The organism is Streptomyces sp. NPDC005811 (assembly GCF_040630405.1).
Taxonomy (GTDB): Bacteria; Actinomycetota; Actinomycetes; order Streptomycetales; family Streptomycetaceae; genus Streptomyces.
This window is the reverse complement of the sequence record NZ_JBEXXK010000023.1, coordinates 66,156-91,922: the sequence shown is the minus strand read 5'-3', so window position 1 is coordinate 91,922 and position 25,767 is coordinate 66,156. Positions and strand designations below refer to the sequence as shown.

The 25,767-nt window shown below is 73.9% G+C and carries 22 protein-coding genes and 1 pseudogene; 8 read left to right on the top strand and 15 right to left on the bottom strand.

Annotated features, from left to right (window positions below):
* Window positions 1-13: 13 nt before the first annotated feature.
* Both ectA and ABZ490_RS24825 read right to left on the bottom strand, forming a co-directional pair.
* On the bottom strand, window positions 14-526 hold the full coding sequence (ectA, locus tag ABZ490_RS24830) for a diaminobutyrate acetyltransferase (RefSeq protein ID WP_358993738.1): 513 nt from the start codon (window positions 524-526) through the stop codon (window positions 14-16).
* A 220-nt stretch (window positions 527-746) separates the two neighbouring features.
* Window positions 747-993, bottom strand: a pseudogene (locus tag ABZ490_RS24825) (DUF664 domain-containing protein); the annotation flags it as partial.
* A 115-nt stretch (window positions 994-1,108) separates the two neighbouring features.
* On the opposite strand from ABZ490_RS24825, the gene ABZ490_RS24820 reads away from it, so the two are divergent.
* The gene (locus ABZ490_RS24820; RefSeq protein ID WP_358993735.1) at window positions 1,109-1,495 is read left to right on the top strand and encodes a nuclear transport factor 2 family protein; all 387 of its coding nucleotides are present in this window, start codon (window positions 1,109-1,111) and stop codon (window positions 1,493-1,495) included.
* A gap of 21 nt (window positions 1,496-1,516) precedes the next feature.
* Here ABZ490_RS24820 and ABZ490_RS24815 read toward each other — a convergent pair whose 3' ends face one another.
* On the bottom strand, window positions 1,517-2,617 hold the full coding sequence (locus ABZ490_RS24815; protein ID WP_358993732.1) for an aminotransferase class V-fold PLP-dependent enzyme: 1,101 nt from the start codon (window positions 2,615-2,617) through the stop codon (window positions 1,517-1,519).
* A gap of 174 nt (window positions 2,618-2,791) precedes the next feature.
* Between ABZ490_RS24815 and ABZ490_RS24810 the strand changes: the two genes are divergently transcribed.
* The 6 genes from ABZ490_RS24810 to ABZ490_RS24785 all read left to right on the top strand — a co-directional run bounded on the left by ABZ490_RS24810 (window position 2,792) and on the right by ABZ490_RS24785 (window position 8,087).
* Window positions 2,792-3,667, top strand: coding sequence for a transporter substrate-binding domain-containing protein (locus ABZ490_RS24810; protein WP_358993729.1), 876 nt, complete (start codon window positions 2,792-2,794; stop codon window positions 3,665-3,667).
* Entirely contained in the window at window positions 3,664-4,497 is an 834-nt protein-coding gene (locus ABZ490_RS24805) for an amino acid ABC transporter permease (protein WP_358993726.1), read from the top strand. Before ABZ490_RS24810 ends, ABZ490_RS24805 begins: the two co-directional genes overlap by 4 nt.
* Entirely contained in the window at window positions 4,494-5,264 is a 771-nt protein-coding gene (locus ABZ490_RS24800) for an amino acid ABC transporter ATP-binding protein (RefSeq protein ID WP_358993723.1), read from the top strand. Before ABZ490_RS24805 ends, ABZ490_RS24800 begins: the two co-directional genes overlap by 4 nt.
* Window positions 5,265-5,304: 40 nt before the next feature.
* The gene (locus ABZ490_RS24795) at window positions 5,305-5,943 is read left to right on the top strand and encodes a hypothetical protein (RefSeq protein WP_358993719.1); all 639 of its coding nucleotides are present in this window, start codon (window positions 5,305-5,307) and stop codon (window positions 5,941-5,943) included.
* Window positions 5,944-5,948: 5 nt separating this feature from the next.
* Window positions 5,949-7,043 carry an amidohydrolase family protein gene (locus ABZ490_RS24790; protein ID WP_358993716.1) on the top strand — a complete coding sequence of 365 codons (1,095 nt, stop codon included), beginning with the start codon at window positions 5,949-5,951 and terminating at the stop codon, window positions 7,041-7,043.
* Window positions 7,044-7,166: 123 nt separating this feature from the next.
* Entirely contained in the window at window positions 7,167-8,087 is a 921-nt protein-coding gene (locus ABZ490_RS24785; protein ID WP_358993713.1) for an SCO1860 family LAETG-anchored protein, read from the top strand.
* Window positions 8,088-8,317: 230 nt separating this feature from the next.
* On the opposite strand, the gene cobC is transcribed toward ABZ490_RS24785, so the two are convergent.
* From cobC to cobM, 5 genes are read right to left on the bottom strand one after another with little or no spacing between them, the layout of a single operon-like run.
* The gene (gene cobC / locus ABZ490_RS24780) at window positions 8,318-9,379 is read right to left on the bottom strand and encodes an Rv2231c family pyridoxal phosphate-dependent protein CobC (RefSeq protein WP_358993710.1); all 1,062 of its coding nucleotides are present in this window, start codon (window positions 9,377-9,379) and stop codon (window positions 8,318-8,320) included.
* Window positions 9,369-10,310 (bottom strand): sirohydrochlorin chelatase, encoded by a 942-nt coding sequence (locus tag ABZ490_RS24775; protein WP_358993707.1) that lies wholly within the window; start codon window positions 10,308-10,310, stop codon window positions 9,369-9,371. The genes cobC and ABZ490_RS24775 overlap by 11 nt, the downstream gene beginning before the upstream one ends.
* A 58-nt stretch (window positions 10,311-10,368) precedes the next feature.
* Window positions 10,369-12,060 carry a precorrin-3B C(17)-methyltransferase gene (gene cobJ, locus ABZ490_RS24770; protein ID WP_358993704.1) on the bottom strand — a complete coding sequence of 564 codons (1,692 nt, stop codon included), beginning with the start codon at window positions 12,058-12,060 and terminating at the stop codon, window positions 10,369-10,371.
* Window positions 12,057-13,292: a precorrin-6y C5,15-methyltransferase (decarboxylating) subunit CbiE gene (gene cbiE, locus ABZ490_RS24765; RefSeq protein WP_358993701.1), complete on the bottom strand. Its 1,236-nt coding sequence runs from the start codon at window positions 13,290-13,292 to the stop codon at window positions 12,057-12,059. The genes cobJ and cbiE overlap by 4 nt, the downstream gene beginning before the upstream one ends.
* A complete protein-coding gene (gene cobM, locus ABZ490_RS24760) occupies window positions 13,289-14,107 on the bottom strand; it encodes a precorrin-4 C(11)-methyltransferase (protein ID WP_358993698.1) in 819 nt (272 codons plus the stop codon). The genes cbiE and cobM overlap by 4 nt, the downstream gene beginning before the upstream one ends.
* Before the next feature lie 110 nt (window positions 14,108-14,217).
* Between cobM and ABZ490_RS24755 the strand changes: the two genes are divergently transcribed.
* Complete coding sequence (locus tag ABZ490_RS24755; protein WP_358993696.1) at window positions 14,218-14,946, top strand: ZIP family metal transporter; 729 nt, start codon at window positions 14,218-14,220, stop codon at window positions 14,944-14,946.
* Window positions 14,947-14,957: 11 nt separating this feature from the next.
* On the opposite strand, the gene cobI is transcribed toward ABZ490_RS24755, so the two are convergent.
* Genes cobI through ABZ490_RS24720 form a run of 7 tightly spaced genes read right to left on the bottom strand, consistent with a single transcriptional unit; the run spans window position 14,958 to window position 25,748 of the window.
* Window positions 14,958-15,707, bottom strand: a complete 750-nt coding sequence (cobI, locus tag ABZ490_RS24750; RefSeq protein WP_358993693.1) for a precorrin-2 C(20)-methyltransferase — start codon at window positions 15,705-15,707, stop codon at window positions 14,958-14,960.
* Window positions 15,692-17,083 carry a cobyrinate a,c-diamide synthase gene (locus ABZ490_RS24745; RefSeq protein WP_358993690.1) on the bottom strand — a complete coding sequence of 464 codons (1,392 nt, stop codon included), beginning with the start codon at window positions 17,081-17,083 and terminating at the stop codon, window positions 15,692-15,694. The genes cobI and ABZ490_RS24745 overlap by 16 nt, the downstream gene beginning before the upstream one ends.
* Window positions 17,083-17,682 carry a cob(I)yrinic acid a,c-diamide adenosyltransferase gene (cobO, locus tag ABZ490_RS24740; RefSeq protein WP_358993686.1) on the bottom strand — a complete coding sequence of 200 codons (600 nt, stop codon included), beginning with the start codon at window positions 17,680-17,682 and terminating at the stop codon, window positions 17,083-17,085. The genes ABZ490_RS24745 and cobO overlap by 1 nt, the downstream gene beginning before the upstream one ends.
* Window positions 17,682-19,673, bottom strand: coding sequence for a putative cobaltochelatase (locus ABZ490_RS24735; protein ID WP_358993683.1), 1,992 nt, complete (start codon window positions 19,671-19,673; stop codon window positions 17,682-17,684). The genes cobO and ABZ490_RS24735 overlap by 1 nt, the downstream gene beginning before the upstream one ends.
* A complete protein-coding gene (cobN, locus tag ABZ490_RS24730; protein WP_358993680.1) occupies window positions 19,670-23,323 on the bottom strand; it encodes a cobaltochelatase subunit CobN in 3,654 nt (1,217 codons plus the stop codon). The genes ABZ490_RS24735 and cobN overlap by 4 nt, the downstream gene beginning before the upstream one ends.
* Window positions 23,320-24,810, bottom strand: a complete 1,491-nt coding sequence (locus tag ABZ490_RS24725; protein ID WP_358993677.1) for a cobyric acid synthase — start codon at window positions 24,808-24,810, stop codon at window positions 23,320-23,322. Before ABZ490_RS24725 ends, cobN begins: the two co-directional genes overlap by 4 nt.
* Window positions 24,807-25,748, bottom strand: coding sequence for a cobalamin biosynthesis protein (locus ABZ490_RS24720; protein ID WP_358993675.1), 942 nt, complete (start codon window positions 25,746-25,748; stop codon window positions 24,807-24,809). The genes ABZ490_RS24725 and ABZ490_RS24720 overlap by 4 nt, the downstream gene beginning before the upstream one ends.
* Window positions 25,749-25,767: the final 19 nt, after the last annotated feature.

Genomic DNA, 25,767 nt, shown 5'->3' with positions numbered 1-25,767 from the left:
GGCGGAGGGAGGGTCAGCGGGGCCGGGCGAGGGGGCCGATGCGGTACAGCACCTCGGGATCGTGCGGTCCGTCCGGGAACAGCCCGGCGCCGAACAGCACCTCGCGGCGGACCTCGGCGCCGTGCCGGGCGGCGTACGAGGTGAACAGCCGCTCGGAGGCGGTGTTGCCCGGGGTGATGGTGGTCTCGACGGCCGTGATCGGGCGCTCCGCCACGAGCCGCGCCGTCAGCCCGTCCAGCAGGGCGGCGGCGAGACCGCGGCCCCGGTGCGCGGCGTCCACGGCCACCTGCCAGACCAGCAGGGTGCGGGGGTCCGCCGGCCGTACGTACCCGGTGACGAACCCGACCGGCTCCCCGCCCTCCGCGCGCACCACCGCCGAGGTGCCGGCGAAGTCGCGGCACCACAGCAGATAGCTGTAGGACGAGTTCAGATCCAGGCTTCCCGATTCCTTGGCAATACGCCAGAGTGCGGCGCCGTCGGCCACGGACGGACGGTCGATGGAGAGGTCTGCTGGTGCGGCAGTCATGCGGAAGGAACTTACCCAGATGAATTCAACAACGCATGGAGAGGCCGTGGGGATTCCGTGATGCAGGGGAGGCAGGGTGGTGTTATGCGGCTTTTGCAGTTGCGCAAAAGCCGCATAACATGCCGCCTGTGCAATGGGTCACGCACGCAGGAGGGGTGGGAAATCTCCTGGGTTTAGTGCGGGGAAATCCGGGCAGAAGAACTCGGGAATTCCCCTGAATTCAGACTCCGGTAACTCCGTCGATATGTTCCCGGAGAATGTCCGCGTGGCCGTTGTGCCGGGCGTACTCCTCGACGAGATGAATGAGCACCCACCGCAGACCGACTAGCACCTCCTCCAGCCCCCGCGCCGGGTCCAGGGCGTACCCGGTCTCCTCCTCGAAGACCACCGGCACGTCCAGTCCGGCGAACACCCGCTGGAACCAGTTCCGCTCCACCTCGGCGGTGCTGCACCAGCCCGAGCAGCGTCCAGGGTGGCCCGGTGGAAGTCCAACCAGCCCTCCAGTCGTGCGCCGAGCATGGCGCGCCGGGCGCCGCGGTAACCCGGTTGCGGCGCAGCCGGTCACCCGGGCGAAGATGACCCATGAGCCGAGAGACCGACGAGGTACGCGAAGCGATCGCGGGCGAGCTGCGCCTGATGGACCCCGAGGTGCGCGCCTCGCGTCCGCTCGCCCGGCAGCTCCTGGACCCGGAGTTCATCGAGGTCGGCGCCTCGGGACGGCGATGGACGTACGACGAGATGCTCGCCGCGCTCCCCGGGATGGACGGGGCGCCGGGCGTCGGCCCGCGCTACGAGCCCTCGCGGTTCACCGGTGTCCTGCTGGCCCCCGGACTGGTGCACCTCACCTACGAGACCGAGCGGGACGGGAACCGGGTCCGGCGGAGTTCCCTGTGGCGCAGGCGGGATGCGGCCGCACCGTGGCAGATGTACTACCACCAGGCCACACCCGTCCCGCCCGGCACCGGGTGACCCCTGGCAGGGGAGGCCCGGCTACGCCCAGGCCTCCTCCGCCGCCCGCAGCGCCCCCGTCACGTCCACGTCCAGCCCCGCCTCGGCCAGCGCCTGGCCCAGGCCCACCAGGCTCCCCCGTACCGCACCCGGCGTCGCGTCCGCCCCGTAGTGGTTCACCCGGATCATCTCCTTGGCCAGCGCGCCCCCGCCCGCCGCCAGCGGCAGCCCGGGATCCGTCGCCAGCGCCCGCCCCACCAGCTCCGAGGCCACCAGCCCCGCGGGGACCCGCAGAGTCGTGGCCACCGGTGCCGCCTCCGTCGTCCGGTGGACGTACGGCTCCAGGCCCCCGCCCAGCGCCACCGCCCCCGCCCGCGTCGCCGCCGCGGCGGCCGCGTGGCGGCGCATCACGGTCTCCAGCCCCTGCGCCTCGATCCGCTCCACGCACGCCTCCAGCGCCAGCATCTCCAGCTGTGCCGGCGCGTGCGGCAGCGCCGCGCGACCGCCGTCGATCCACCGCGCCTTCCAGTCCAGCAGCGAGAGGTACGACCGCCGCGGCGCGCGCGGGTTCGCCGCCATCCGCGCCCACGCCCGCTCGCTGACCGACACCGCCGACACGCCCGCCGGTCCCCCCATGGCCTTCTGCGCGCCGATCACGCACAGGTCCACGGCCCACGCGTCCGGCAGCACCGGCTCGGCCCCCACGGAGGCCACGGCGTCCAGGTAGAACAGCGCCCCCCGCTCCTTCACCACCTCGCCGATCTCCGCGACCGGGTTGGTGTTGCCGGTCGCCGCCTCCGCGTGCACCAGCGACACGAAGTCGATCTCCGGGTGCTCGGCGAACGCCTTTCGGATCTGCTCGGCCGTCACCGCCGTGTGGAACGGCACCGCCAGATCGATCACCGTGGCGCCGCAGTCCCGCAGCCAGTCGCCGAAGGTCTGCCCGTACGGACCGGTGATCACGTTCAGGGCCACGGTGCCCGGCCCCGCGGTCCCCCGGATCGCCCCCTCCAGCGGCAGCAGCGCCTCACCCTGCATGATCACGACGTCCTGCTCGGTGCCCAGCAGCCGCGCCACCCGGTCCTCGATCGACGCGAAACGGGCGGCGCTCAGCGGGGCCAGGTCCAGGAACGGGTGCGTCACAGGGGTGCTCTCTTCTCACTCACGGGGTAGAGGTCACGAGAGTAACCGCCACCCCACCCCGAACCCCGACCGGTGACTTCTTAGGTCGGGCAGCCCTGTAACCATCGGTTTGGTTTGAGACACCCAAACATCTCCTTATAATCGGAACCCATAGTTCCCTCACAGGAGGTCCCCGTGAACACCGTCCCCGGCCGCCGGGCCCGCACCCTGCCCCGCGTCCTGGCCGCCCTCACCGCGACGGCCGGTCTGGTGCTCGTGTCCGCCTGCACCTCCAGCGACAGCGGCTCCAGCGGCACCAAGACCGCCGCCGGCGGGGTCGAGCTGGTCAAGGCCGGACAGCTCACCACCTGCACCCACCTCCCGTACCCGCCGTTCCAGTCGGAGATCGACGGCAAGGTCCAGGGCTTCGACGTCTCGCTGATCGACCTGGTCGCCAAGGACCTCGGAGTGAAGCAGCAGATCCTCGACACGCCGTTCGAGAACTTCAAGACGGGCGCCTTCCTGAACGCGGGCGAGTGCGACCTGGCCGCAGCCGGCATGACCATCACCGCGGAGCGCAAGAAGAACGTCGACTTCTCCGACCCCTACTTCGACGCCACCCAGGCCGTCCTGGTCGACAAGAACGCCGGGGTGAACTCCCTCGCCGACGTGAAGTCCAAGAACGTCAAGCTGGGCGCCCAGGCACAGACCACCGGCGAGGACTACGCCAGGAAGCAGGGCTTCGACCCGGTCTCCTTCGAGTCCTCCGACGCCGTCCTCAACGGACTGCGCACCGGCCAGGTCAAGGCCGTCATCATCGACTACCCGGTGGTCCAGGGCTGGCTGAAGGACAAGGCCAACGCCGACGCCTTCACGGTCGTCGACAACCTCAACACCGGCGAGCAGTACGGCTTCACGGTGAAGAAGGGCAACACCAAGCTGCTCGCCGCCATCAACAAGGCACTCGCCGACGCCAAGGCGGACGGCACGTACAAGAAGCTCTACGAGCAGTGGATCGGCCCCTACGACGCCTCGGCCGCGTCACCGTCCGCGTCGCCGTCCGCGTCATGACCACCGCGGACACACCGCTCCAGCCGAGGAAGAAGGGCCTGACCCGGCGCCAGAAGCGCAGACTGTCCCGGGGCGCGCAGTACGTCGTCTTCGTCGCCGCCGTGATCGCCTTCGCGGTCTCGGCGGACTGGGGCCGGCTGAAGAACCAGTTCGCCCAGTGGGACATCGCCCGGCAGATGTTCCCGGACGTCATCACGCTGGCCCTGAAGAACACCGTGCTGTACACGGTGTCCGGCTTCGCCGTCGGACTGGCGCTCGGCATGCTGATCGCGCTGATGCGGCTGTCCTCCGTCGGCCCCTACCGCTGGCTGGCCGGGATCTACATCGAGATCTTCCGCGGACTGCCCGCCCTGCTGATCTTCATCTTCATCGGCGTGGCCGTCCCGCTGGCCTTCCCCGGCACCGAGATCGTCGGCGGGACGTACGGCAAGGTCGCCCTCGCCCTCGGCCTGGTCGCCGCCGCCTACATGGCGGAGACCATCCGGGCCGGCATCCAGGCCGTCCCCAAGGGGCAGATGGAGGCGGCCCGTTCGCTGGGCTTCTCGCCCGCCCGCGCCATGGTCTCGATCATCGTCCCGCAGGCCTTCCGGATCATCCTCCCGCCCCTCACCAACGAACTCGTCCTGCTCTTCAAGGACTCCTCGCTGGTGCTGTTCCTCGGCGTCACCCTGGAGGAGCGCGAACTGTCCAAGTACGGCCGCGACCTCGCCAGCACCACCGCCAACTCCACCCCGATCCTGGTCGCCGGCCTGTGCTACCTGCTGGTGACCATCCCCCTCGGCTTCGTCGTACGCCGTATGGAGGGCAAGGCCCAGGAGGCCGTCCGATGACCCGGCCCGAGATCGAAGTCCGCGGGCTGCACAAGTCCTTCGGCGACAACGAGGTGCTGCGCGGCATCGACCTGGAGATCGGCCAGGGCGAGGTCGTCTGTGTCATCGGCCCCTCCGGCTCGGGCAAGTCGACCCTGCTCAGGTGTGTGAACCTGCTGGAGGAGCCGACGAAGGGCCAGGTCTTCGTCGGCGGCACCGAGGTCACCGACCCGGACGTCGACATCGACGCCGTACGCCGCCGTATCGGCATGGTCTTCCAGCAGTTCAACCTCTTCCCGCATCTGACCGTGACCGAGAACCTCACCCTGCCGCAGCGCCGGGTGCTGCGGCGCGACAAGGCGAGCGCCGCACGGACCGCCGCGGAGAACCTCGCACGCGTCGGGCTCGCGGAGAAGGCGGACGCCTACCCTTCTTCCCTCTCCGGCGGCCAGCAGCAGCGCGTCGCGATCGCCCGTGCCCTCGCCATGGGCCCCGAGGTCATGCTGTTCGACGAGCCGACCTCGGCGCTCGACCCGGAACTGGTCGGGGACGTCCTCGCGGTCATGCGCCGGCTCGCCCGGGAGGGCATGACCATGATGGTGGTCACCCATGAGATGACCTTCGCCCGCGAGGTCGCCGACCGGGTCGTGTTCATGGACGGCGGAGTCGTCGTCGAGGACGGCACCCCCGCCCAGGTCATCGGCAACCCGCGCAACGAGCGCACCCGGCACTTCCTCTCCCGGCTGCTCGACCCGGCGATGGCGGACGTGGAGGAGGACACGTCCTGACCCGGGCCGATTGTCGGTGCTCTGTGACAGGCTGCGGCGCATGACCGAGATCACCTCCCTCGACTGGGACGCGACCGTCGCCGTGTTCGAGCGCCGGGGCCTGCCCGAGTCGTCGTACGAGAACCTCTACGACGAGACCTACGAACTGCGCCCCGGCCCGCTGACGATCCGGGGCGCACTCGACCTGGACACCGAGGGCTGGACGGAGGACACGGGCGTCGTCGTCGACGGCGATCTGACCGTCGAGGGCAACCTCCTCACCGTGGACGACGGCTGCCCGGCGCTGATCGTCCTCGGCGACCTCAAGGCGGCGAACGTGTACCTCGAGGGGGACGTGAAGCTGCTGGTGCTGGGCTCGGTCACGGTGGAGGGCGCCTTCATCGGGAACATGACCGAGAAGCTGGTGATGATCCACGGCGACCTGAAGGCCGCCGTGACCGTGCTGTCGAGCGAGTTCGCCCCCGACCTCATGGGCGGCACCCTGCACGGCCCGGTCCTCGCGCCCGCCTACCTCGACCTCGCCCAGGACGTCGACCCGGCCGCCCTCCTGGTCCCCGAGGTGCTCCGCGCCGAGGGCGACGACGACTCCGACGACCTGCGCTGCTTCGACGCCCCGCGGGTGCACGGAGGCCGGCTGCTGGCCCGTATCGAGGAGGGACTGCCCGTCGTCCTAGGCTGACGCCCATGAGCGATCACGCGGTGCTGCACGTGAAGGGCAGGGTCCTGGCCGGACCCGACGACGTCCGCGACGAGCTGTGGGTCGTCGCCGGCCGGATCTCCTACGACCGTCCGGCCGGCGCCCGCGACGTACGGACCGTCCAGGGCTGGGCCCTGCCCGGGCTGGTCGACGCCCACTGCCACGTGGGCCTCGGCCCCGAGGGCCCGGTCGGGCCCGACGTCGCCGAGAAGCAGGCGCTGACCGACCGGGAGGCCGGCACCCTGCTGATCCGCGACGCCGGCTCGCCCTCCGACACCCGCTGGGTCGACGACCGCGCCGACCTCCCGAAGATCATCAGGGCCGGCCGGCACATCGCCCGCACCCGCCGCTACATCCGGGGCTACGCCCATGAGATCGAGCCCGGGGACCTCGTCGCGTACGTCGCCCGGGAGGCCCGGCGCGGCGACGGCTGGGTCAAGCTGGTCGGCGACTGGATCGACCGCGAGGCGGGCGACCTGGCCCCCAGCTGGCCCCGGGAGGCGGCCGAGGCGGCCATCGCCGAGGCCCACCGGCTGGGCGCCCGGGTCACCGCGCACTGCTTCGCCGAGAACTCCCTGCGCGACCTCGTCGAGTCGGGCATCGACTGCATCGAGCACGCGACCGGTCTCACCGAGGACCTGATCCCGCTCTTCGTCGAACACGGCGTCGCGATCGTCCCGACCCTCGTCAACATCGCGACCTTCCCCCGGCTCGCCGAGGGCGGCGCGACCAAGTTCCCGCGCTGGTCGGCCCATATGCGCCGGCTCCACGAGCGCCGCTACGACACCGTGCGCTCCGCCCACGACGCGGGCATCCCGGTCTTCGTCGGCACGGACGCCGGGGGCACCCTCCCGCACGGGCTGGTGGCCGCCGAGGTGGCGGAACTGGTGACCGGGGTCGGCCTGCCACCGCTGACGGCGCTCGCCGCGACCACCTGGGAAGCGCGCCGCTGGCTCGGCCGCCCCGGCCTCGACGAGGGCGCCCCGGCCGACCTCGTCGTCTACGACACCGACCCGCGCGCCGACGTCCGGGTCCTCGCGGCGCCCCGCCGGGTGGTGCTCGACGGCCGGGTCGTGGGCTGATCCTCGAAGGCGTGTGCGGCACTCTCACGTTGGAGTGAACTCCCGTCAGCTCGCTGACCGTTCACCCTTCGTACGTAATTCTTGCGGGGTCCCGCAGCATGTCTCCTCCCGGGGGTCCCACCCATGAGCACCCTGTCCTTCCGCATGCCCGCACGCCGTCTCGCCGCCGTCGCGGCGGCCGGCGCCCTGACCGCCGGCCCCGCCGCCCTCGCCGGCGCGGGCCCGGCGCACGCCACCGATGCCCGGGGGAGCGCGAGCGCCGCCGTGCTGCGCACCGGCCTCGACGTGGCCCTGGTCAACAGAACCGTCGAGATGCCGCTCGCCGTCTCCCTCAACGAGGTGCGCGCACCGCAGGGCGAGGAGCGGAGCGCCGAGCGGAAGACCGCGCTGACCGCCCGGCTGGACGGCGTCGACGGCGGCGGGACCTTCAGCGTCCTGCGCGCCGACGTCGCCGAGGCGAAGGCCGCCGTCGACGGCACCGGGGCCGAGGCCTCCACCCGGCTGGCCCGCGCCCGGCTGCACGTCCCCGGTCTGCCCCTGCTCCCCCTGATCGAGGTCGACGCGGTCACCTCCACGGCGACCTGCGAGACGGGCAAGACCCCGGTCGCCGGCTCCCGCCTCCCCGGCTCGGTGACGGTCCTCGGCAAGAAGGTCTCGGTGCGCGCCGGCGGCCCCACGGACGTGCGGGTGCCCGGCGTGGGCGAGGTCCGGCTCACCTGGTCCCAGCGGGAGACAACCTCCCGCACGGCCGCCGCGACCGCCCTGCGGCTCACCGTCTCCGTCGCCCCGCTGAAACTGAACGTCGCCGAGGTCACCGGCACCCTGACCCTGGCCGAGGCGCGCTGCGCGACCCCGCCCGCGACCGAGCGGACGGACGACGCGGGCACGACCCCCAGGACCGACATCAAGCCGCAGAGCGCGCCCGCCGGGGCGGACCTCGCCAGCACCGGCGGCAGCCCGCTCACCCCGTACCTCGCGGGCGGGGCGGTGGCGCTGCTCGCGGCGGGCGGAGGAGCGGTGGCCCTGGCCCGCCGCCGCGCCTAGGGCCTGTCGTTTGGATCATGCCGCGCGTCGCGGGGTGTGGCACGCACGTCTGCCGCGTTGTCGTCGGTTGTCGACGCTCCGCGTCGCCGCCCTCCTCCGCCTTGCAGCCGCACGCACCACACCCCGCTCGGGTCGGCCGAGACGCGACGTCGGCCCAGCCGACCTGATCCAAACGACAGGCCCTGGACCCCTGCTCCACCCGACCCGGGAAGGCGCCGCCCCGCGGCCGGTCAGCGGTGGGCCAGGGCCGTCGCCCGGTCCAGGGCCTGGAGGAACGAGTTGACCGTGGGCCGGTCCCGGACCGCGAGCCGCAGCCACTCCTCGTCGAGCCCGGGGAAGGTGTCCCCGCGCCGGACCGCGAACCCCAGGTCGCGCAGATGCCGCCGTACCGCCGCCGCCCCCGGCAGCCGGATCAGCACGAAGGGGCCCTCGGCCGGTCCGGTGACCTGGACGCCGTCGGAGGCGAACTCCTCCAGTCCGGCGACGAGATGGGCCCGGTCCGTGGCGACCCGGTGCGCGGCGTGGGCCGCCTCCGCCAGCGCCCGGGGGGAGACGCACGCCTCGGCCGCGGCCAGCGCCGGAGTGGACACCGGCCACAGCGGCTGGGCGCGCTCCAGCGCGGCGATCGTCTCCGGGTCGGCCAGGACGTACCCGATCCGCAGGCCGGCGAGCCCCCAGGTCTTGGTCAGGCTGCGCAGCACCACGAGACCGGGCACGTCTGTGCGCCCGGCGAGGGCCTCGCGCTCGCCGGGCACCGCGTCCATGAACGCCTCGTCGACCACCAGCGTCCGGCCCGTCCGGGCCAGCCGCGCGAGCGCCTCCGCCGGATGCAGCACCGAGGTGGGGTTCGTGGGGTTGCCGATCACCACCAGGTCGGCGTCCTCCGGCACCGCCGCCGGATCCAGCCGGAAACCGTCCCCGGCCCGCAGCACCACCCGGTCCACGCTGTGCCCGGCGTCCCGCAGCGCCGCCTCGGGCTCGGTGAACTGCGGGTGCACCACGACCGGCCGGCGCACCTTCAGCGCCCGCGCCAGCAGCACGAACGCCTCCGCCGCGCCCGCCGTCAGCAGCACCCGCTCCACCGGCAGCCCGTGCCGCGCCGCCACCGCAGCCCGCGCGGCCCGCCCGTCCGGGTAGGCCGCGAGACCGGTCAGCGAGGCGGCTATCCGCTCGCGCAGCCAGTGCGGGGGCGTGTCCGAGCGGACGTTCACCGCGAGGTCGACCAGCGCCGAGCCGTCGTCGCGCACCTCGGCGTCCCCGTGGTGCCGCAGATCGTGCCCGTCAGTGCGCATGGGCGTGTCCGCCGTGATGGTGGTGCCCGTGGCCGTGGTGCCCGTGGTGGTCGCCGTCGTCGTCGGGGTGGAAGTGCGGCTGCTGCGCCAGGCCCACCTTGTCCTCGAACCCGGGCAGCGCGATCCGGTACACGCACGAGTCGCAGTTCATCCGCAGATCGCCCTTGAGCGCCTCCTCGTACCGCTCCATCACCAGGTCGAGCAGCTCCGGCTCGGGCCCGATGACGTCCGCCGAGCGCACCTCCACCTCCGGGTGCGCGGCCGCCCAGCCCTCGGTCTGCCGGCGCACCCGGTCCGGCAGGATGCCGGTGAACAGGAAGTACGGCAGGACGACGATCCGGCGGGCGCCCAGGCGCACGCACCGGTCCAGGCCGCTCGGCACGTCCGGCGCGGCCAGCGACACGAACGCCGTCTCCACGCCCGCGTAGCCGCGGCCCTCCCACAGCAGCCGGGCCGCCTTGTGCACCTCGGCGTTGGCGTCCGGGTCCGTCGACCCGCGCCCGACCAGCAGCACCGTGACGTCGGACCGGTCGTCCGGGGTGCGCCCGGCCGGACTGCCCAGCGCCTCGTCGAGGCGCCGCTCCAGGACGTTCAGCAGCGCGGGGTGCGGGCCCAGGGGACGGCCGTAGGTGTACGAGATCCCCGGGTGCCGTTCCTTCTCGCGGGCCAGCGCGGCCGGGATGTCCCCCTTGGCGTGCCCGGCCGACACCAGCATCAGCGGGACGGCGGCGAACCGGCGCACCCCCCGCTCCACCAGCTCGGTCACGGCCTCGCCCAGCGGGGGAGGCGACAGCTCGATGAATCCGCCCGCGACGGGCAGCTCCGGGTGGCGGCGTCCCAGCTCCCGTACGAAGTCGCGGAACGCCTCGGCTCCGGCCTCGTCCCGGGTGCCGTGTCCGGCGATGAGCAGGGCGGGCGGCGGGGTGGTCACTGTTTCTCCTCGGCGGGAACGGGGTGGGTCGAAAGGGTCTGGGCGGGCAGCGGGCCGGTCACTTCGGCTCCTCCTGCCAGCGGTAGCCGCGGGGCGTCACCATGCGCCCCGCGACGGTCCGGGTCGCGGTGTTGCCCACGGTCACGACGGTCATCATGTCGACCGTCGCCGGGTCGAGTCCGGTCAGGGTCGTCACCCGGGCGGTGCCGTCCGGGCGGGAGGCGTTGCGCACGACCCCGACGGGCGTGCCCGGTTCCCGGTGCTCCGCGAGGATCGCGAGCGCCTTGGGCAGCTGCCAGTCGCGGCCCCGCGACCGCGGGTTGTAGAAGGTGACGACGAGGTCCGCCTCGGCCGCCGCCCGCACCCGCCGCTCGATGACCTCCCACGGCGTGTGCAGATCGGACAGGCTGATCGAGACGTGGTCGTGGCCGAGGGGCGCGCCGAGGATCGCCGCCGCCGCGAGCGCCGCGGTCACCCCGGGCACCCCGACCACGTCGATGTCCGCGGAGGCCTCGGCGAGCGCCGGGGAGGCCATGGCGTACACGCCGGCGTCCCCGCTGCCGATCAGCGCGACCGCGTGCCCGCGCCGGGCCTCGGCGACCGCCGTGCGCGCCCGCTCCTCCTCGGCGCCCAGACCCGACTCCAGGATCCGGGTCCCGGGCCGCAGCAGATCGCGGATCTGGTCGACGTACTGGTCGAGCCCGACGAGCACGGAGGCCCGCCGCAGCTCGTCCCTGGCGCGCGGGGTGAGCAGGTCCCGGGCGCCGGGCCCGAGCCCGACCACCGCGAGCCGCCCGCGCCCCGGACGCCGTACGACGGCACAGGTCGCCATCGCGGGGGAGCCGCCCGACTTCCGCTTGGGCACGAGGAGTTCGCCCCCCTCGCGCAGGGCGGCGGCCTCGGCCACGGAGGGGGTGCCGACGGCGGCGAGCGGCGCGTCGGAGGGGTTCGGCACCGCCACGGCGGCCAACTCCCCGGCGGCGTACGTCACCACGGGCACCCCGAGCCGCGCGGCGGCCTCCAGGATGCCGGGCTCCCCGGCCTTGGCGTCCACGGTGACGAGCGAGGCGACGCTCCGCGGGGACAGCCCCGCCTCCCGCAGCGCGCCCTCGATCACGTCGAGGACCTCCTCGGCCGGGGCGCCCCTGGACGCGCCGACCCCCACGACGAGCGACGGCGGCCGCAGCAGCACCTCCCGGGCGCCGGGCTCGACGGCACGGTCCGTGACCCGCACGGTGTACGCGCCCGGAGCCGACGACCGCGTGCACGGCAGCGGCGGCAGCGGCCACGCCACCTCCGTCTCCAGCGCCACCGGCTCCCCGTCCAGCAGGGCCCGGGTCACCGCGGCGACCGCGCCCTCCACCGGCAGCCCGAGGGTGTCCAGGCCGGCGAGGCCGACGGCGTCCGTCGCCGTCGTCACCACCGGCTGGGCGCCGAGCAATTCGCCTACTTCCAGGGCGAGTTCGTTGGCGCCGCCCGCGTGGCCGCCGAGCAGCGGCACGGCGAACCGCCCGCCCTCGTCGACACAGACCACCCCCGGGTCGGCGGCCTTGTCGCCGAGCAGCGGGGCGACGAGCCGCACCACGGCCCCCGTCGCGAGGAAACACACGAGCTGCTCGCACTCCGCGAACGCCCGCCGGACGGCGTCCCCCACGGGCCCGTCGTACACCCGCGTGCGGTCCGGCCACGCCACGGCCAGCCGGTCCCGCGCCGCCGCCCCCGCCGCGGTGGCGGAAATGAGGCCGATCACTGAGCTACTCCTTCACTGGACACCGGGGCACGCACGCCCCACAGCAGAAAAACGGGATTGGCCGCCGCGAGCCGGGTCACGTCCCCCGGCAGCGGGGCGAGCCGTGAGGACTGGAGCAGGACGCCGTCCACGTCGTACCCGGCGTCCAGCAGCGCGGCCCGCGCCGCCGGCACCCGGTCCAGCGCGGCCAGCGCGACCACCACCGTGCGCCGGGCCCGCCGCGCGCACGCCGCCACGATGTCGGGCAGCTCCGCGCCACCGCCGCCCACGAACACGGCGTCGGGCTCGCCGAGGGCGTCCAGCGCCCCGGGTGCCCGGCCGTGCACGGCGTCCACGTAGACGCCGTGCGCGAGGGCGTTGGCGCGGATCCGCTCCACCCCGTCCGCCGCCCGCTCCACCGCGTCGACGGCCGCCCCGAGCCGGGCGCACTCCACGGCCACCGAGCCCGAGCCCGAGCCCACGTCCCACACCAGGTCACCGGGGCGCGGCCCGAGCCGGGCCAGCGCCAGCGCCCGCACCTCGAACTTGGTGATCATCGAATCGCGGTGCGCGAAGGCGTCCTCGGCCAGCGCCCACCCCGCCGGGCCGACAACGGGCCCGGCGACCGTCCGCACGGGAGACGGGGCCCGGCTCTCGTCCAGGCTGAGGACGACACTCACCGCCGTACCCCACTCCCGCTCCGCCGCCTCCGCGGCGGGGATCCGCACCACCCGCTCGCCCGCCGGGTCGCCCAGCGCGGAGGCGACCACGAGCGTCCGCCCCGACCGGGCGAGCGCGGCCCCCAGCTCGGCGGGCCCGGCGCCGGGCCCGGTCAGCACGGCCACCTTCGGATACGCCCGGCACACATGGACCGCCGTCCGCAGATCCCGTCCGTGCGCACTGACCACGACCGCGTCGTCCCAGGTCAGCCCAAGCCGGGCGAACGCGGTGGCGACCGACGACACCCCGGGGCGCACCTCCAGCCGCGCCGGCCCGAACCGCTCGGCGAGCACCCGCACGATCCCGAAGAACCCCGGATCGCCCGAGGCCAGCACCACCACCGCCCGGTCCTTCGCGTCGTACTCCGCGATCGTCTCCAGGGCGGGCGCGAGCGGACCGAGCACGATCCGCTCGGCCCCGTCGGGCAGCCGTACGGCGTCCAGATGGCGCCGCCCGCCCACGACCAGCTCGGCGCCGGCCAGCTCCGCGGGGCCGGGCGGGGCGCCCGTGCCCGTGCCGATGACCGTGATCATGTACTCGCCCCCCGCTCGCGCAGCGCCCGCCGCGCCTCGGGGTCGGCCTTGCGGAAGCCGTGGAAGTGGCCCGGGTGGTACAGGTGCGAACGGGTGCCGTGCGCGTCCAGGGCCGGGCCCACCAGGAACAGGGTGTGCTTCCAGAGCTTGTGCTCCTTGACCGTCTCCTCCAGCGTGCCGATCGTGCACTTCACGACCAGCTCCTCCGGCCAGGTCGCCTGGTACGCGACCACGACCGGCGTGTCCGTCGGATAGCCGCCCTCCAGCAGCTCCCGCACCAGCTGCCCGCTGCGGGCGGCCGACAGGAACACCGCCATGGTGGTGCCGTGCCGGGCGAACTCGCGCACCTCCTCGCCGGGCGGCATCGGCGTCTTGCCGCCGCCCAGCCGGGTGAGCACGACGGACTGCGCGACCTCGGGGATCGTCAGCTCCCGCCGGGCCAGCGCGGCCACCGCCGAGAACGACGACACCCCCGGCACGATCTCGGTCTCGATCCCGAGCGCCTCGCACCGGTCGAGCTGCTCCTGGGTGCCGCCCCACAGGGCCGGGTCGCCGGAATGGATCCTGGCCACCCTCAGCCCCTCCCGCAGCGCCCGCTCGTACACGGCCACCACGTCCTCCAGGGACATCGTCGCCGAGTCGAGGATCTCCGCGCCCTCCCGCGCATGGTCCAGGACCTCCGCCTGCACCAGGCTCGCCGCCCAGATCACGACATCCGCCTCGGCGATGGCGCGCGCGGCGCGGAACGTCAGCAGATCGGCGGCGCCGGGGCCGGCACCGACGAAGGTCACCTTGCCGGCGGGGGCATCGGCCATGGTTTCAGGTCCTCTCATAAGGGTTCATCGCGGGACGCAACGGGTCGTACGGCGGGTCAGGGACGTGGCCGGATGTGCGCGGCCGGGGGCTCATCGGATACGAAGGGCCCATGGCGGTCTTCGTCGCGCTCGGCGCGTTCCTCATGACGCTGGCCGGCGGCTGGACGGCACAACGTGTCACCGACCGCCGCCACCTCGTCCTCGGCCTGGCCGGCGGCCTCATGCTGGGCGTCGTCGGCCTGGACCTCCTGCCCGAGGCCCTGGACGCGGCCGGCACCGAGGTCTTCGGCGTCCCGGCGGCGCTCCTGCTGTTCGTGGCGGGCTTCCTGCTGGCCCATCTGGTGGAACGCCTGCTCGCGGTGCGCCAGGCCGCGCACGGCGCCGACGAGCACGACGGCCGGGTCCCCGAGGTGGGCCTGACGGCCGCCGCGGCGATGGTCGGCCACAGCGCCATGGACGGCGTGGCGATCGGCGCGGCCTTCCAGGTCGGCAGTGGCATGGGCCTGGCGGTGGCCGTGGCGGTGATCGCCCACGACTTCGCCGACGGCTTCAACACGTACACGATCACGAGCCTGTACGGGAACGCCCGCCGACGGGCCCAGCTCATGCTGCTCGCGGACGCGGCGGCCCCCGTGGCCGGCGCGGCGGCGGCGACCGTCGTCACCGTCCCGGAGCAACTGCTCGGCGGCTATCTCGGCCTCTTCGGCGGCGCGCTGCTCTACCTCGCGGCCGCCGAGATCCTCCCCGAGGCCCACCACGAACACCCCGCCCGCTCGACCGTGCTGTGCACGATCGCGGGCGCGGCCTTCATCTGGCTGGTGGTGGGCCTCGCGGCCTGAGCCGGCCGCGCTCACAGCTTGCCGCCCCGCCCGCCCTCGCGCCGCGCGGGCGCGATCAGCGTCGACAGATAGGGCAACGGCTCCCCGTCCAGCTCACCGGCCGGCCGGATGGACTCCTGCTCAAGACCCAGCGCGGACCCCCACACCGCGTCCTCGATCCGCCCGGTCTCCCGCAGCGCCTCGGCGACCTCGGCGGCCTGCCGCCCGAACTTGTACGCCACGACCGTCCCCGGCCCGGCCAGCGCGTCCTTCAGCACGGCCGACCCCGCGGTCACCGGCACCAGCGTCAGCGGCTCGGTGCCCTCCGTGAGCACGGCACCCGAACGCGCGGCGAGGTCCTGCATCGCGGTGATCCCCGGCACGGTCTCGACCACGGTCCCCGGCACCAGCGCGGCCACGGTCTGCGCGAGATAGGTGAAGGTGGAGTACACGTTCGGATCCCCGATGGTCGCGAAGGCCACGGACCCGTGCCGCCTCAGCAGCCCGGCGACCCGCTCCCCGGCCGCGTCCCAGGCGGCCTCCCGCCGCCCCCGGTCGGTCCGCTCGTTCAGCGCGAACACCACCCGGACGACCTTCTCCGGCGCCACGTAGTGCAGCACGGTCGCCTCGGCGCGCCCGCGCTCCCCGGTGTCCATCACGGGCACGACGACGACATCGGCGGCCCGCAGCGCGTTGACGCCCTTCACCGTCACCAGCTCCGGATCCCCGGGACCCACCCCGACCCCGACCAGCCTGCTGCGCTCGCTCATGACGTCAGGCACCTCTCCACGAACCGACGGGCCACACCGGGCTCGGACGCCCAGTGCGTGTGCAGATAACTCGCGTGCACACCTTGTTGTACGAAGCCTTCGACGCGGCGGGCAGGGGCGCGCAGGCCCCACGCGGGGCTCTGCCCGGCCCCCGGCTCGACGACGGTCCGATGAAACTCGTGCCCGCGCATCCGCGTGCCGACCGGCGCCAGCACACTGTCGCTCACGGCGACCGCGTCCCGATAGCCGAGGGTCAGCCGCTCCGACATCCGCGCGGTGGCGTCCAGCACGCCGCACATCGGCCGCCCGTCCAGCTCCCGGCACAGATACAGCAGCCCCGCGCACTCGGCGGCGACGGGCGCGCCGGACACCGCGAGCGCGGCGACCTCCTTGCGCAGGAGCTCGTTGGCGGACAGCTCGGCGGCGTAGACCTCGGGGAACCCGCCGCCGACGACGAGCCCGGCGGTGCCCTCGGGGAGGGAGTCGTCCCGCAGCGGATCGAAGGTGACGACCTCGGCTCCGGCGGCGGAGAGCAGCTCGACGTGCTCGGCATAGGAAAAACTGAAGGCGGCCCCACCGGCAACGGCGACGACGGGCCTGAAGTCCTTTTGGGCCGGCTCCTCCCCCCACCGAGACGGGCGGTCGAGGGTGGGCGAGACGGGGGTCCAGGGGGCGGAGCCCCCCGGTACGGCGAGGGCGGTGCGGGCCAGCCTCTCCAGCGCCGCGAGGTCACACCCTTCGGCGACCAGCGCACCCATCGCCGCGACCGCCTCGACAGCAGCACCCTGCCGTTCGGCGACGGGAACCAACCCGAGGTGCCGGGAAGGGGTCTCCAAAGGCGCGGCCCGCCGCAGGGCGCCGAGCACCGGCACCCCGGCCGACTCCAACGCCTCCCGCAACAACGCCTCGTGCCGCTCCGACGCGACCTTGTTCAGGATCACGCCCCCCACCCGCACCCCGGGATCCCAGGAGACGAACCCGTGCACCAGCGCCGCCACCGACCGCGACTGCGAGGACGCGTCCACGACGAGCACCACCGGCGCCCCGAGCAGCTTCGCGACCTGGGCGGTGGACGCCAGTTCCCCTTCGCCCGCCGCCCCGTCGTACAGCCCCATCACGCCCTCGACGACGGCGAGGTCGCACCCGCGCGCCCCGTGCAGGAACAGCGGAGCGACCAGCTCCGGCCCGCACAGGTACGCGTCGAGGTTGCGCCCCGGCCGCCCGGTGGCGAGTGCGTGGTACCCGGGGTCGATGTAGTCCGGTCCGACCTTGTGCGGGGACACGGTGAGCCCCCGCGCGGCGAACGCGGCCATCAGCCCCGTGGCGACGGTGGTCTTGCCGCTGCCCGAGGAGGGCGCGGCGACGACCAGCCGGGGGACGGACGACATCACCACTCGATGCCCCTCTGTCCCTTCTGCCCCGCGTCCATCGGGTGCTTGACCTTGGACATGTCGGTCACCAGATCGGCGAACTCCACGAGCTTCTCCGGGGCGTTGCGGCCGGTGATCACGACGTGCTGGGTGCCGGGCCGGTCCCGCAGCACCTCGACCACCTCGTCCGTGTCCACCCACCCCCAGTGCATCGGGTAGGCGAACTCGTCGAGCACGTACAGCTTGTACGTCTCGGCGGCGAGGTCCCGCTTGACCTGCTCCCAGCCCTCCCGGGCCTTCTCCTCGTTGTCGAGCTGCGCGTCGCGCTGGACCCAGGACCAGCCCTCGCCCATCTTGTGCCAGTCGACGGTGCCGCCCTCGCCGGAGGCGCCCAGCACCCGCAGCGCGTTCTCCTCGCCGACCTTCCACTTCGCCGACTTGACGAACTGGAACACCCCGATGGGCCACCCCTGGTTCCAGGCCCGCAGCGCGAGCCCGAAGGCGGCGGTGGACTTCCCCTTCCCGATCCCCGTGTGCACGACCACCAGCGGCCGGTTCCGGCGCTGACGCGTGGTCAGACCGTCCTCGGGCACGACACTCGGCTGTCCCTGCGGCATTACGCGGCCCTCCTGCGTACGTCGTTCACCAGTCCGGCGATCGAGTCCGCCCGCAGCTCGTCGAGCGTCACCGCCGTCCCGCCCAGTTCCCCCGCGAGCTGTCCGGCGAGCCCGAGCCGCACCGGCCCCGACTCGCAGTCCACGACCACGGACGCCAGGCCCTCGGCGGCGAACAGCCGGGCCGCCCGCCCCGCGAGCGCCACCGGCTCCGGACCGCCGGTGGCCCGCCCGTCGGTGACGACCACGACCAGCGCCCGCCGCGCGGGATCGCGCAGCCGCTCCACCCGCAGCACGTCGTGCGCCTTCAGCAGCCCGGCGGCGAGCGGGGTACGGCCCCCGGTGGGCAGTGACTCCAGCCGGGCCGCGGCGGCGTCCACCGACGAGGTCGGAGGCAGCGCGACCTCGGCCGCCGCCCCCCGGAACGTCACCAGCCCCACCTTGTCCCGCCGCTGATAGGCGTCGAGCAGCAGCGACAGCACGGCGCCCTTCACGGCGCTCATCCGCTGCCGCGCCGCCATCGACCCGGAGGCGTCGACCACGAACAGCACGAGGTTGCCCTCGCGCCCCTCCCGGGCCGCCTGCCGCAGATCGTCCCGGCGCAGTACCAGCCCCGGCCCGGACCGCCCGCGCGCCCGCTGATGCGGGGCGGCGGCCTGCACGGTCGCCGCCAGGTGCAGCTTGGTCAGGGTGCCCCGGGGCCGGCGGGCCCCGGTGGTCCGCCCGTGCTCGGTCCGCGCCCGCGAGCGCCGCCCGGCGGCCCCCGCGCCGATCCCCGGCACGCTCAGCACCTTCGTGCGGAACGGCTCGGCGGCCCGTACGGCCGACTGCTCGCCCGCGCCGGAGGCCTGCGGCTCACCGCCCTCGCCCTCCTCGGGCCGCGCGCCGGAGTCCCCGCCCTGCGGACCGGCGTCCGGCGTCGGCCGTCCGCCGCCCCCACCGGGACCGTCGGGGTCGGGATCCGTGTCGTCCTCGTCCTCCCCGGAGAACTCCTCCAGCGTCTGGTCCAGCTTGTCCTCGTCGAGCCCCGGTGCGTCGAAGGGGTTGCGGCGCCGGCGGTGCGGCAGCGCGAGCAGCGCCGCCCGGCGCACGTCCTCCGCCAGCACCTCGGTCCGCCCCGCCCACGCGGCCAGCGCGGTCGCGGTGCGCGCCATCACGATGTCGGCCCGCATGCCGTCCACCTCGAAGGCCGCGCAGGTCGCCGCGATCTGCCGCAGCGCCCCGTCGCCCAGCCGCACCGACGGCAGCAGTCCCCGCGCCGCCACGATCCGCGCCCGTACGGCGGCCTCCTCGTCCGCCCAGCGCGCGGCGAACCCCGCGGGATCGTCGTCGTGGGCGAGCCGCCGCCGGACGACCTCCACCCGCTGGTCGGGCTCGCGCGAGGCGGCCACCTCCACGGTCAGCCCGAACCGGTCGAGCAACTGCGGCCGCAGTTCGCCCTCCTCGGGGTTCATGGTCCCGACCAGCAGGAACCGCGCGGCATGCCGCACGGAGACACCCTCGCGCTCCACGTACGAGGCACCCATCGCCGCCGCGTCCAGCAGCAGGTCGACCAGGTGGTCGTGGAGCAGGTTGACCTCGTCGACGTAGAGGATCCCGCGGTGCGCGTCGGCCAGCAGGCCCGGCTCGAACGCCTTCACGCCCTCGGCGAGCGCCCGCTCGATGTCGAGCGCGCCGACCAGCCGGTCCTCCGAGGCGCCCACGGGCAGCTCGACCAGCCGGGCCGGCCGGGTCTCGAACGCCCCCGGCTCGTGCGGCCCGTCCGGGCACCCCGGGTCGGGGGAGCCGGGGTCGCAGGAGAACCGGCAGCCGGAGACCACGTCCAGCGCCGGCAGCAGCGCCGACAGGGCGCGTACGGCCGTGGACTTGGCGGTGCCCTTCTCACCGCGCACCAGCACCCCGCCGACCGCCGGTGACACGGCGTTCAGCAGCAGCGCGAGCCGCAGGTCGTCCTGGCCGACGACGGCCGTGAACGGAAAGGGGGTGTTGCTCACTGGTCGCCCTCCAGGTCGCCTTCCAGCTCCAGATAGGTGGCCCGCAGCCGCTCCAGGGTGTCGGCGTCCGGTTCCGCCCACAGCCCGCGCTCGGCGGCCTCCAGCAGGCGTTCGGTGATCCCGCGCAGGGCCCACGGGTTGGACTTCTTCATGAAGTCCCGGTTCTCCGGCTCGAAGACGTACTCGGCGCTGAGCTTCTCGTACATCCAGTCGTCGACCACGCCCGCCGTCGCGTCGTAGCCGAAGAGGTAGTCGACGGTCGCCGCCATCTCGAAGGCGCCCTTGTAGCCGTGCCGGCGCATGGCCGCCATCCAGCGCGGGTTGACCACCCGGGCGCGGAACACCCGGTGCGTCTCCTCGCCCAGCGTGCGGGTCTTCACCTGGTCCGGTACGGCGGAGTCGCCGACGTACGCCTCGGGGCTGGCGCCCGTCAGATGCCGCACCATCGCGACCATGCCGCCGTGGTACTGGAAGTAGTCGTCGGCGTCGACGAGGTCGTGCTCACGGGTGTCGACGTTCTTGGCGGCGACGGCGATCCGCCGGAACGCGGTCTCCATGTCCCCGCGCGCGGCCCGCCCGTCGAGCCCGCGCCCGTAGGCGTAGCCGCCCCAGACGGCGTACACCTCGGCGAGGTCGGCGTCGGACCGCCAGTTGCGGGCGTCGATCAGCGGCAGCAGACCGGCCCCGTACGCCCCCGGCTTGGAGCCGAAGACCCGGGCGGTCGCGCGCCGCCGGTCGCCGTGCCCGGCGGTGTCCTCGTCGGCGTGCGCCTTCACGAAGTTGCTCTCCGCCGGCTCGTCCAGCTCGGCCACCGTGCGCACGGCGTCGTCGATCAGCCCCACCACGTGCGGGAAGGCGTCCCGGAAGAAGCCCGAGATCCGGACCGTGACGTCGATGCGCGGCCGCCCCAGCTCCTCGAGACCGATCACCTCGAAGCCGGTCACCCGGCGCGAGGCGTCGTCCCAGACGGGACGGCAGCCCAGCAGCGCCAGGATCTCGGCGATGTCGTCGCCCTGGGTGCGCATCGCGGACGTGCCCCACACCGTCAGGCCGACGGACTTCGGGTACGCGCCGGTGTCCTGGAGGTAGCGCTGCACCAGCGAGTCCGCGAGCGCCTGCCCGACCTCCCAGCTCAGCCGGGACGGAATGGCCTTGGGGTCGACCGAGTAGAAGTTCCGGCCGGTGGGCAGGACGTTGACCAGGCCACGGGTCGGGGAGCCCGACGGACCCGCCGGGACGTATCCGCCGTCCAGCGCCTTCAGGATGTGCCCGATCTCGTCCGTGGTCCGGGCGAGACGCGGGACGACCTCGGTGCCCGCGAACTCCAGCACCGCGACCGCGTCCGGGAGTTCGGTGCCGAGCACCTCGCGCACGAGCGCACGGCTCTCGCCGGCCGCCCAGTCCCGCGCCTCCATGCCCTCCGCGAACCGCCGGCACAGCTGCTCCAGCAGGTCGATCGCGTCGGCCGCCGTGCGCGACGGCCCCTCGACGAGCTCCGTCAGCTCCACCGGCACCTTCACCGGCGCGCCCGGCTCCGCCAGCAACTCCTTCTCGACCAGCCCGAAATGAGAGGCCAGCGCGGCGCGCAGCCCCGGCAGCGCGTTCGCCTGCCCGCCCCACACCTGCGAAGCCCTCAGCACGGCGAGCACCAGGTTCACCCGTGCCTCGCCGACCGGGCCGCCGCCCAGGATGTGCAGCCCGTCGCGGATCTGCACGTCCTTGATCTCGCACAGATAGCCGTCGATGTGCATGACGAACTCGTCGAAGTCGTCCTCGTCCGGCTGTTCGTCGACATGCAGGTCGTGGTGGAGCTCGGCCGCCTTCACCAGCGTCCAGATCTGCGCCCGCACCGCCGGGGCCTTCGTCGGGTCGAGGTCGGAGACCAGCGCGTACTCGTCGAGGAGCTGCTCCAGCTTCGCCAGGTCGCCGTAGGTGTCCGCCCGGGCCATCGGCGGCACCAGATGGTCGACGACGGTGGCGTGCCCCCGCCGCTTGGCCTGGGTGCCCTCGCCGGGGTCGTTGACGATGAAGGGGTAGATCAGCGGCAGATCGCCGAGGACCGCGTCCGGGGCGCAGCCGGGGCCGAGCCCGAGCCCCTTGCCGGGCAGCCACTCCATCGTGCCGTGCTTGCCCATGTGCACGATCGCGTCGGCACCGAAGCTGTTCTCCAGCCACCGGTAGGCGGCCATGTAGTGGTGCGACGGCGGCATGTCCGGGTCGTGGTAGATCGCGATCGGGTTCTCGCCGAAGCCGCGCGGCGGCTGGATCATCACGACGACGTTCCCGAACTGCAGCGACGCGAGCACGATGTCGTCGCCGTCGACGTACAGCGAGCCCGGGGGCTCGCCCCACGCCTCCAGCATCCCGTCCCGCAGCTCGGGGTGGAGCGTGTCGAACCACGCCTGATAGTCGGCGAGCGGCACCCGCGCGGGCGCGGCGGCCAGCTGGTCCTCGGTGAGCCACTCGACGTCGTGACCACCGGCCTCGATGAGCCGGTGGATCAACTCGTCGCCGTTGTCGGGGTATGCGGTGAGCGCGTATCCGGCGTCGCGGAGCGCGTCCAGCACGCGTACCGCCGAAGCGGGCGTGTCGAGCCCGACCGCGTTGCCGACCCGCGAGTGCTTGGTCGGGTACGCGGTGAAGACGAGCGCCAGCTTCTTGTCGGCGTTCGGCTTGTGCTTCAACTGCGCGTGCCGTACGGCGATTCCGGCGACCCGCGCGGCCCGCTCGGGGTCGGCGGCGTACACCGGAACGTCGTCCGGCCCCTGCTCCTTGAAGGAGAACGGCACGGTGATGAGCCGGCCGTCGAACTCCGGGATCGCGACCTGCATCGCCGCGTCCATGGGGGAGAGGGCGGCGTCGGACTCGTCCCAGGCCTGCCGCGAGGAGGTCAGGCACAGGCCCTGCAGCACGGGCACGTTCAGCTCGGCGAGCGCCCCGATGTCCCAGGCCTCCTCGTCGCCGCCCGCCGAGGCCTGCGAGGCGTGCGTGCCGCCCGCGGCGAGCACGGTGGCGACCAGGGCGTCCGTCCCGCCGAGGATCTCGTACAGCCCCGCGTCCGCCCCGCGCAGCGAACCGCAGTACACGGCGAGGGCGTTGGCCCCCCGTGCCTCGATCGCCTCGCACAGCGTGTCCACGAACGCGGTGTTGCCGCTCAGCTCGTGGGCCCGGTAGAAGAGCACGCCGACGGTCGGCCGGCCCGCCACCCGGGCACGCTCCCCGTGGACGCCGTACTCGGGCATCTTCCGCGGCTCGGCGAACCCCTCGCCGGTCAGCAGCACGGTGTCCGAGAGGAACCGGGCGAGTTCGGCGAGATTGTCGGGCCCGCCCTCGACCAGGTACCTGAGCGCCTCGGCCACCACACCGGCCGGCACCGACGACTCGGCCATCAGCTCGGCGTCCGGCACGCTCTCGCCGCCCAGCAGCACGGTCGGGATCCCGGACGCCTTCAGGACGGCCAGCCCGTCCTCCCAGGCCCGCTTGCCGCCGAGCAGCCGGACGACGGCGAGGTCGGCGCCGTCCAGGAGACCGGGCAGCTCGTCCGTGACGTCGACGCGGGTCGGGTTGCCGATCCGGTAGCCGACGCCGGTGGCGGCCCGGGCCGCCAGCAGATCGGTGTCGGCGGTCGACAACAACAACACAGTGCTCATGCGGGCGCTCCCGGTGGAATGAAAGGCAGTCCTTGCGGCGCGCCCGACTCGATGAGCCGCATCAGCGCGTCCGTGTCCGCGTGCTGTTCGATCAGATCGCCGAGCCGGTCGAGCTGCTCCTCGCGCAGCGCGGCGAACGAGGTGTCCGGGGCCGGTACGAACCGGCGGCCCGCGGCGGCCGCCACCTCGCGCAGGAAAGCCCGCCGGAACCCGTCGGACTCCAGCGAGCCGTGCCAGTGGGTGCCCCAGGTCTGCCCGACCCGGCAGCCGTCCAGGAAGGGTTCGCCACCGGTCACCTCGGCGACCCCGTGGTGGATCTCGTACCCCTCGACCCGCTCGCCGAGTGCCTCCCCCTCCGGCCGGGTGAGGATCTTCTCGGGGGCGAACCGAACCCTCAGGGGCAGCACCCCGAGACCCTCGACCCGCCCCCGCCGGCTCTCCACCTCGTCCTCGATGTGTTCACCGAGGATCTGGAAGCCGCCGCAGATGCCGAGGATCGGGCGTCCTTCCGCGGCTCTCGCGACGAGGGCGTCGGCGAGCCCGCGCTCGTGCAGCCACTCCAGCGCGCGGACGGTCCCGCGCGTCCCGGGGACGACGACGAGATCGGCGTCGGCCAGTTCCTCCGGCCGGTCTACGAACCGCACGACGACGCCGGGTTCGGCGGCGAGCGCGTCGGCATCGGTGAAGTTCGACATGAGCGGGACGGCGCACACGGCCACCCGCAGCACGTCCTCGCCGACCGGGGCGGAGGCCCGGGAGTTCCGGACCCCCAGCCCGTCCTCCTCGTCGATCCCGAGCCCGTGCCGGAACGGCAGCACGCCGTACGTCCGCCGCCCGGTGAGCCCGTGCAGCATGTCGAGGCCCGGTTCCAGGAGCGAGACGTCCCCGCGGAACTTGTTGACGAGGAACCCGGCGACGAGCGCCTGGTCCTCGGGGGAGAGCAGGGCGACGGTCCCGAAGAAGGAGGCGAAGACCCCGCCGCGGTCGATGTCGCCGACGACGAGGACGGGGAGCCCGGCGTTGCGGGCGATCCCCATGTTGACGATGTCGGTCCGCCGGAGATTGATCTCGGCGGGAGAACCGGCCCCCTCACAGATCACCGCGTCATACGTGCCCCGCAACTCGGCGAGACAGTCGAGCACGGTCCCGAGCAGTCTCTGCTGCCGCCCGCCGTGATAGCCGCGCGCGCTCAGCTCGCCCACCGGCTTGCCGAGCAGCACCACTTGACTGCTCTGCTCGCCGCCGGGCTTGAGCAGCACGGGATTCATCAGCGCGGTCGGCTCGACCCGGCAGGCCTGGGCCTGCATGGCCTGCGCCCGCCCGATCTCGGCGCCCTCCCGTGTCACGAAGGAGTTCAGCGACATGTTCTGCGCCTTGAAGGGCGCGACCTTGACGCCCTGGCGGACCAGCCACCGGCAGATCCCGGCCGTGACGACACTCTTGCCGGCGTCGGAGGTGGTGCCGGCGACGAGGAGACCCCCGCTCATGACCTGTGCCCCCTTGCGATGAGGCGCCCGGCGACACAGACGCCGAGCGCGAGCAGCCCGACGCGCCGGGAGAGCCGTACGGCCCGCTCGATGTCGCCCGTGGCGACGGCGCGTCCTTCCCCGTTGAGCACGGGCCGGTGCTCGACCCGGCCCCCGTACGACAGCGTCCCGCCCAGCCGCACCCCGAGGGCCCCCGCGAACGAGGCCTCGACGGGCCCGGCGTTGGGGCTGGGATGCCGGTCCGCGTCCTGCCGCCAGGCCCGTACGGCCCCGCGCGGATCGTCCCCGGCCAGCGTGGCGAGTACGGCGGTCAGCCGGGCCCCGGGCCAGCCGGCGAGGTCGTCGAGCCGGGCCGAGGCCCACCCGAACCGCCGGTACCGGGCGGAGCGGTGACCCACCATCGCGTCCAGGGTGTTGACGGCCCGGAACCCGAGCAGCCCCGGCACCCCGCCCAGCGCGCCCCACACCAGGGCCCCCACGACGGCGTCGGAGGTGTTCTCGGCGACGGACTCCACGACGGCCCGGGCGATCCCGTCGGCGTCGAGCGCCTGCGGGTCCCGCCCGCACAGATGCGGCAGCCGGGCCCGCGCCGCCTCGACGTCCCCCGCCTCCAGGGCCCGCCCGACGGTCCGGGCCTCACGGACGAGCGAGGTCCCGCCGACCACGGCCCAGGTGGCGGCGGCGGTCAGGGCGACGGAGGCGGCGGGGGAGCGGCGTACGGCCTTCTCGGCCACGGTCCCCAGCATGACCACCCCACCCGCGCACACGGCGGTGTGCAGGGTGCCGTGTCCCCGGTGGTCCCGCCACAGCAGCCGTTCCACGGCACCGGCGGCCCGCCCGAACGCGGCGACCGGATGCGCCCGGCGGGGATCGCCGAGGAGCAGGTCACCGAGGAGGCCGGCGGCGGCGCCGTACGCGAAGACGCGATCGGCTCGCATCGGCTCAGCCGGCCGTGGG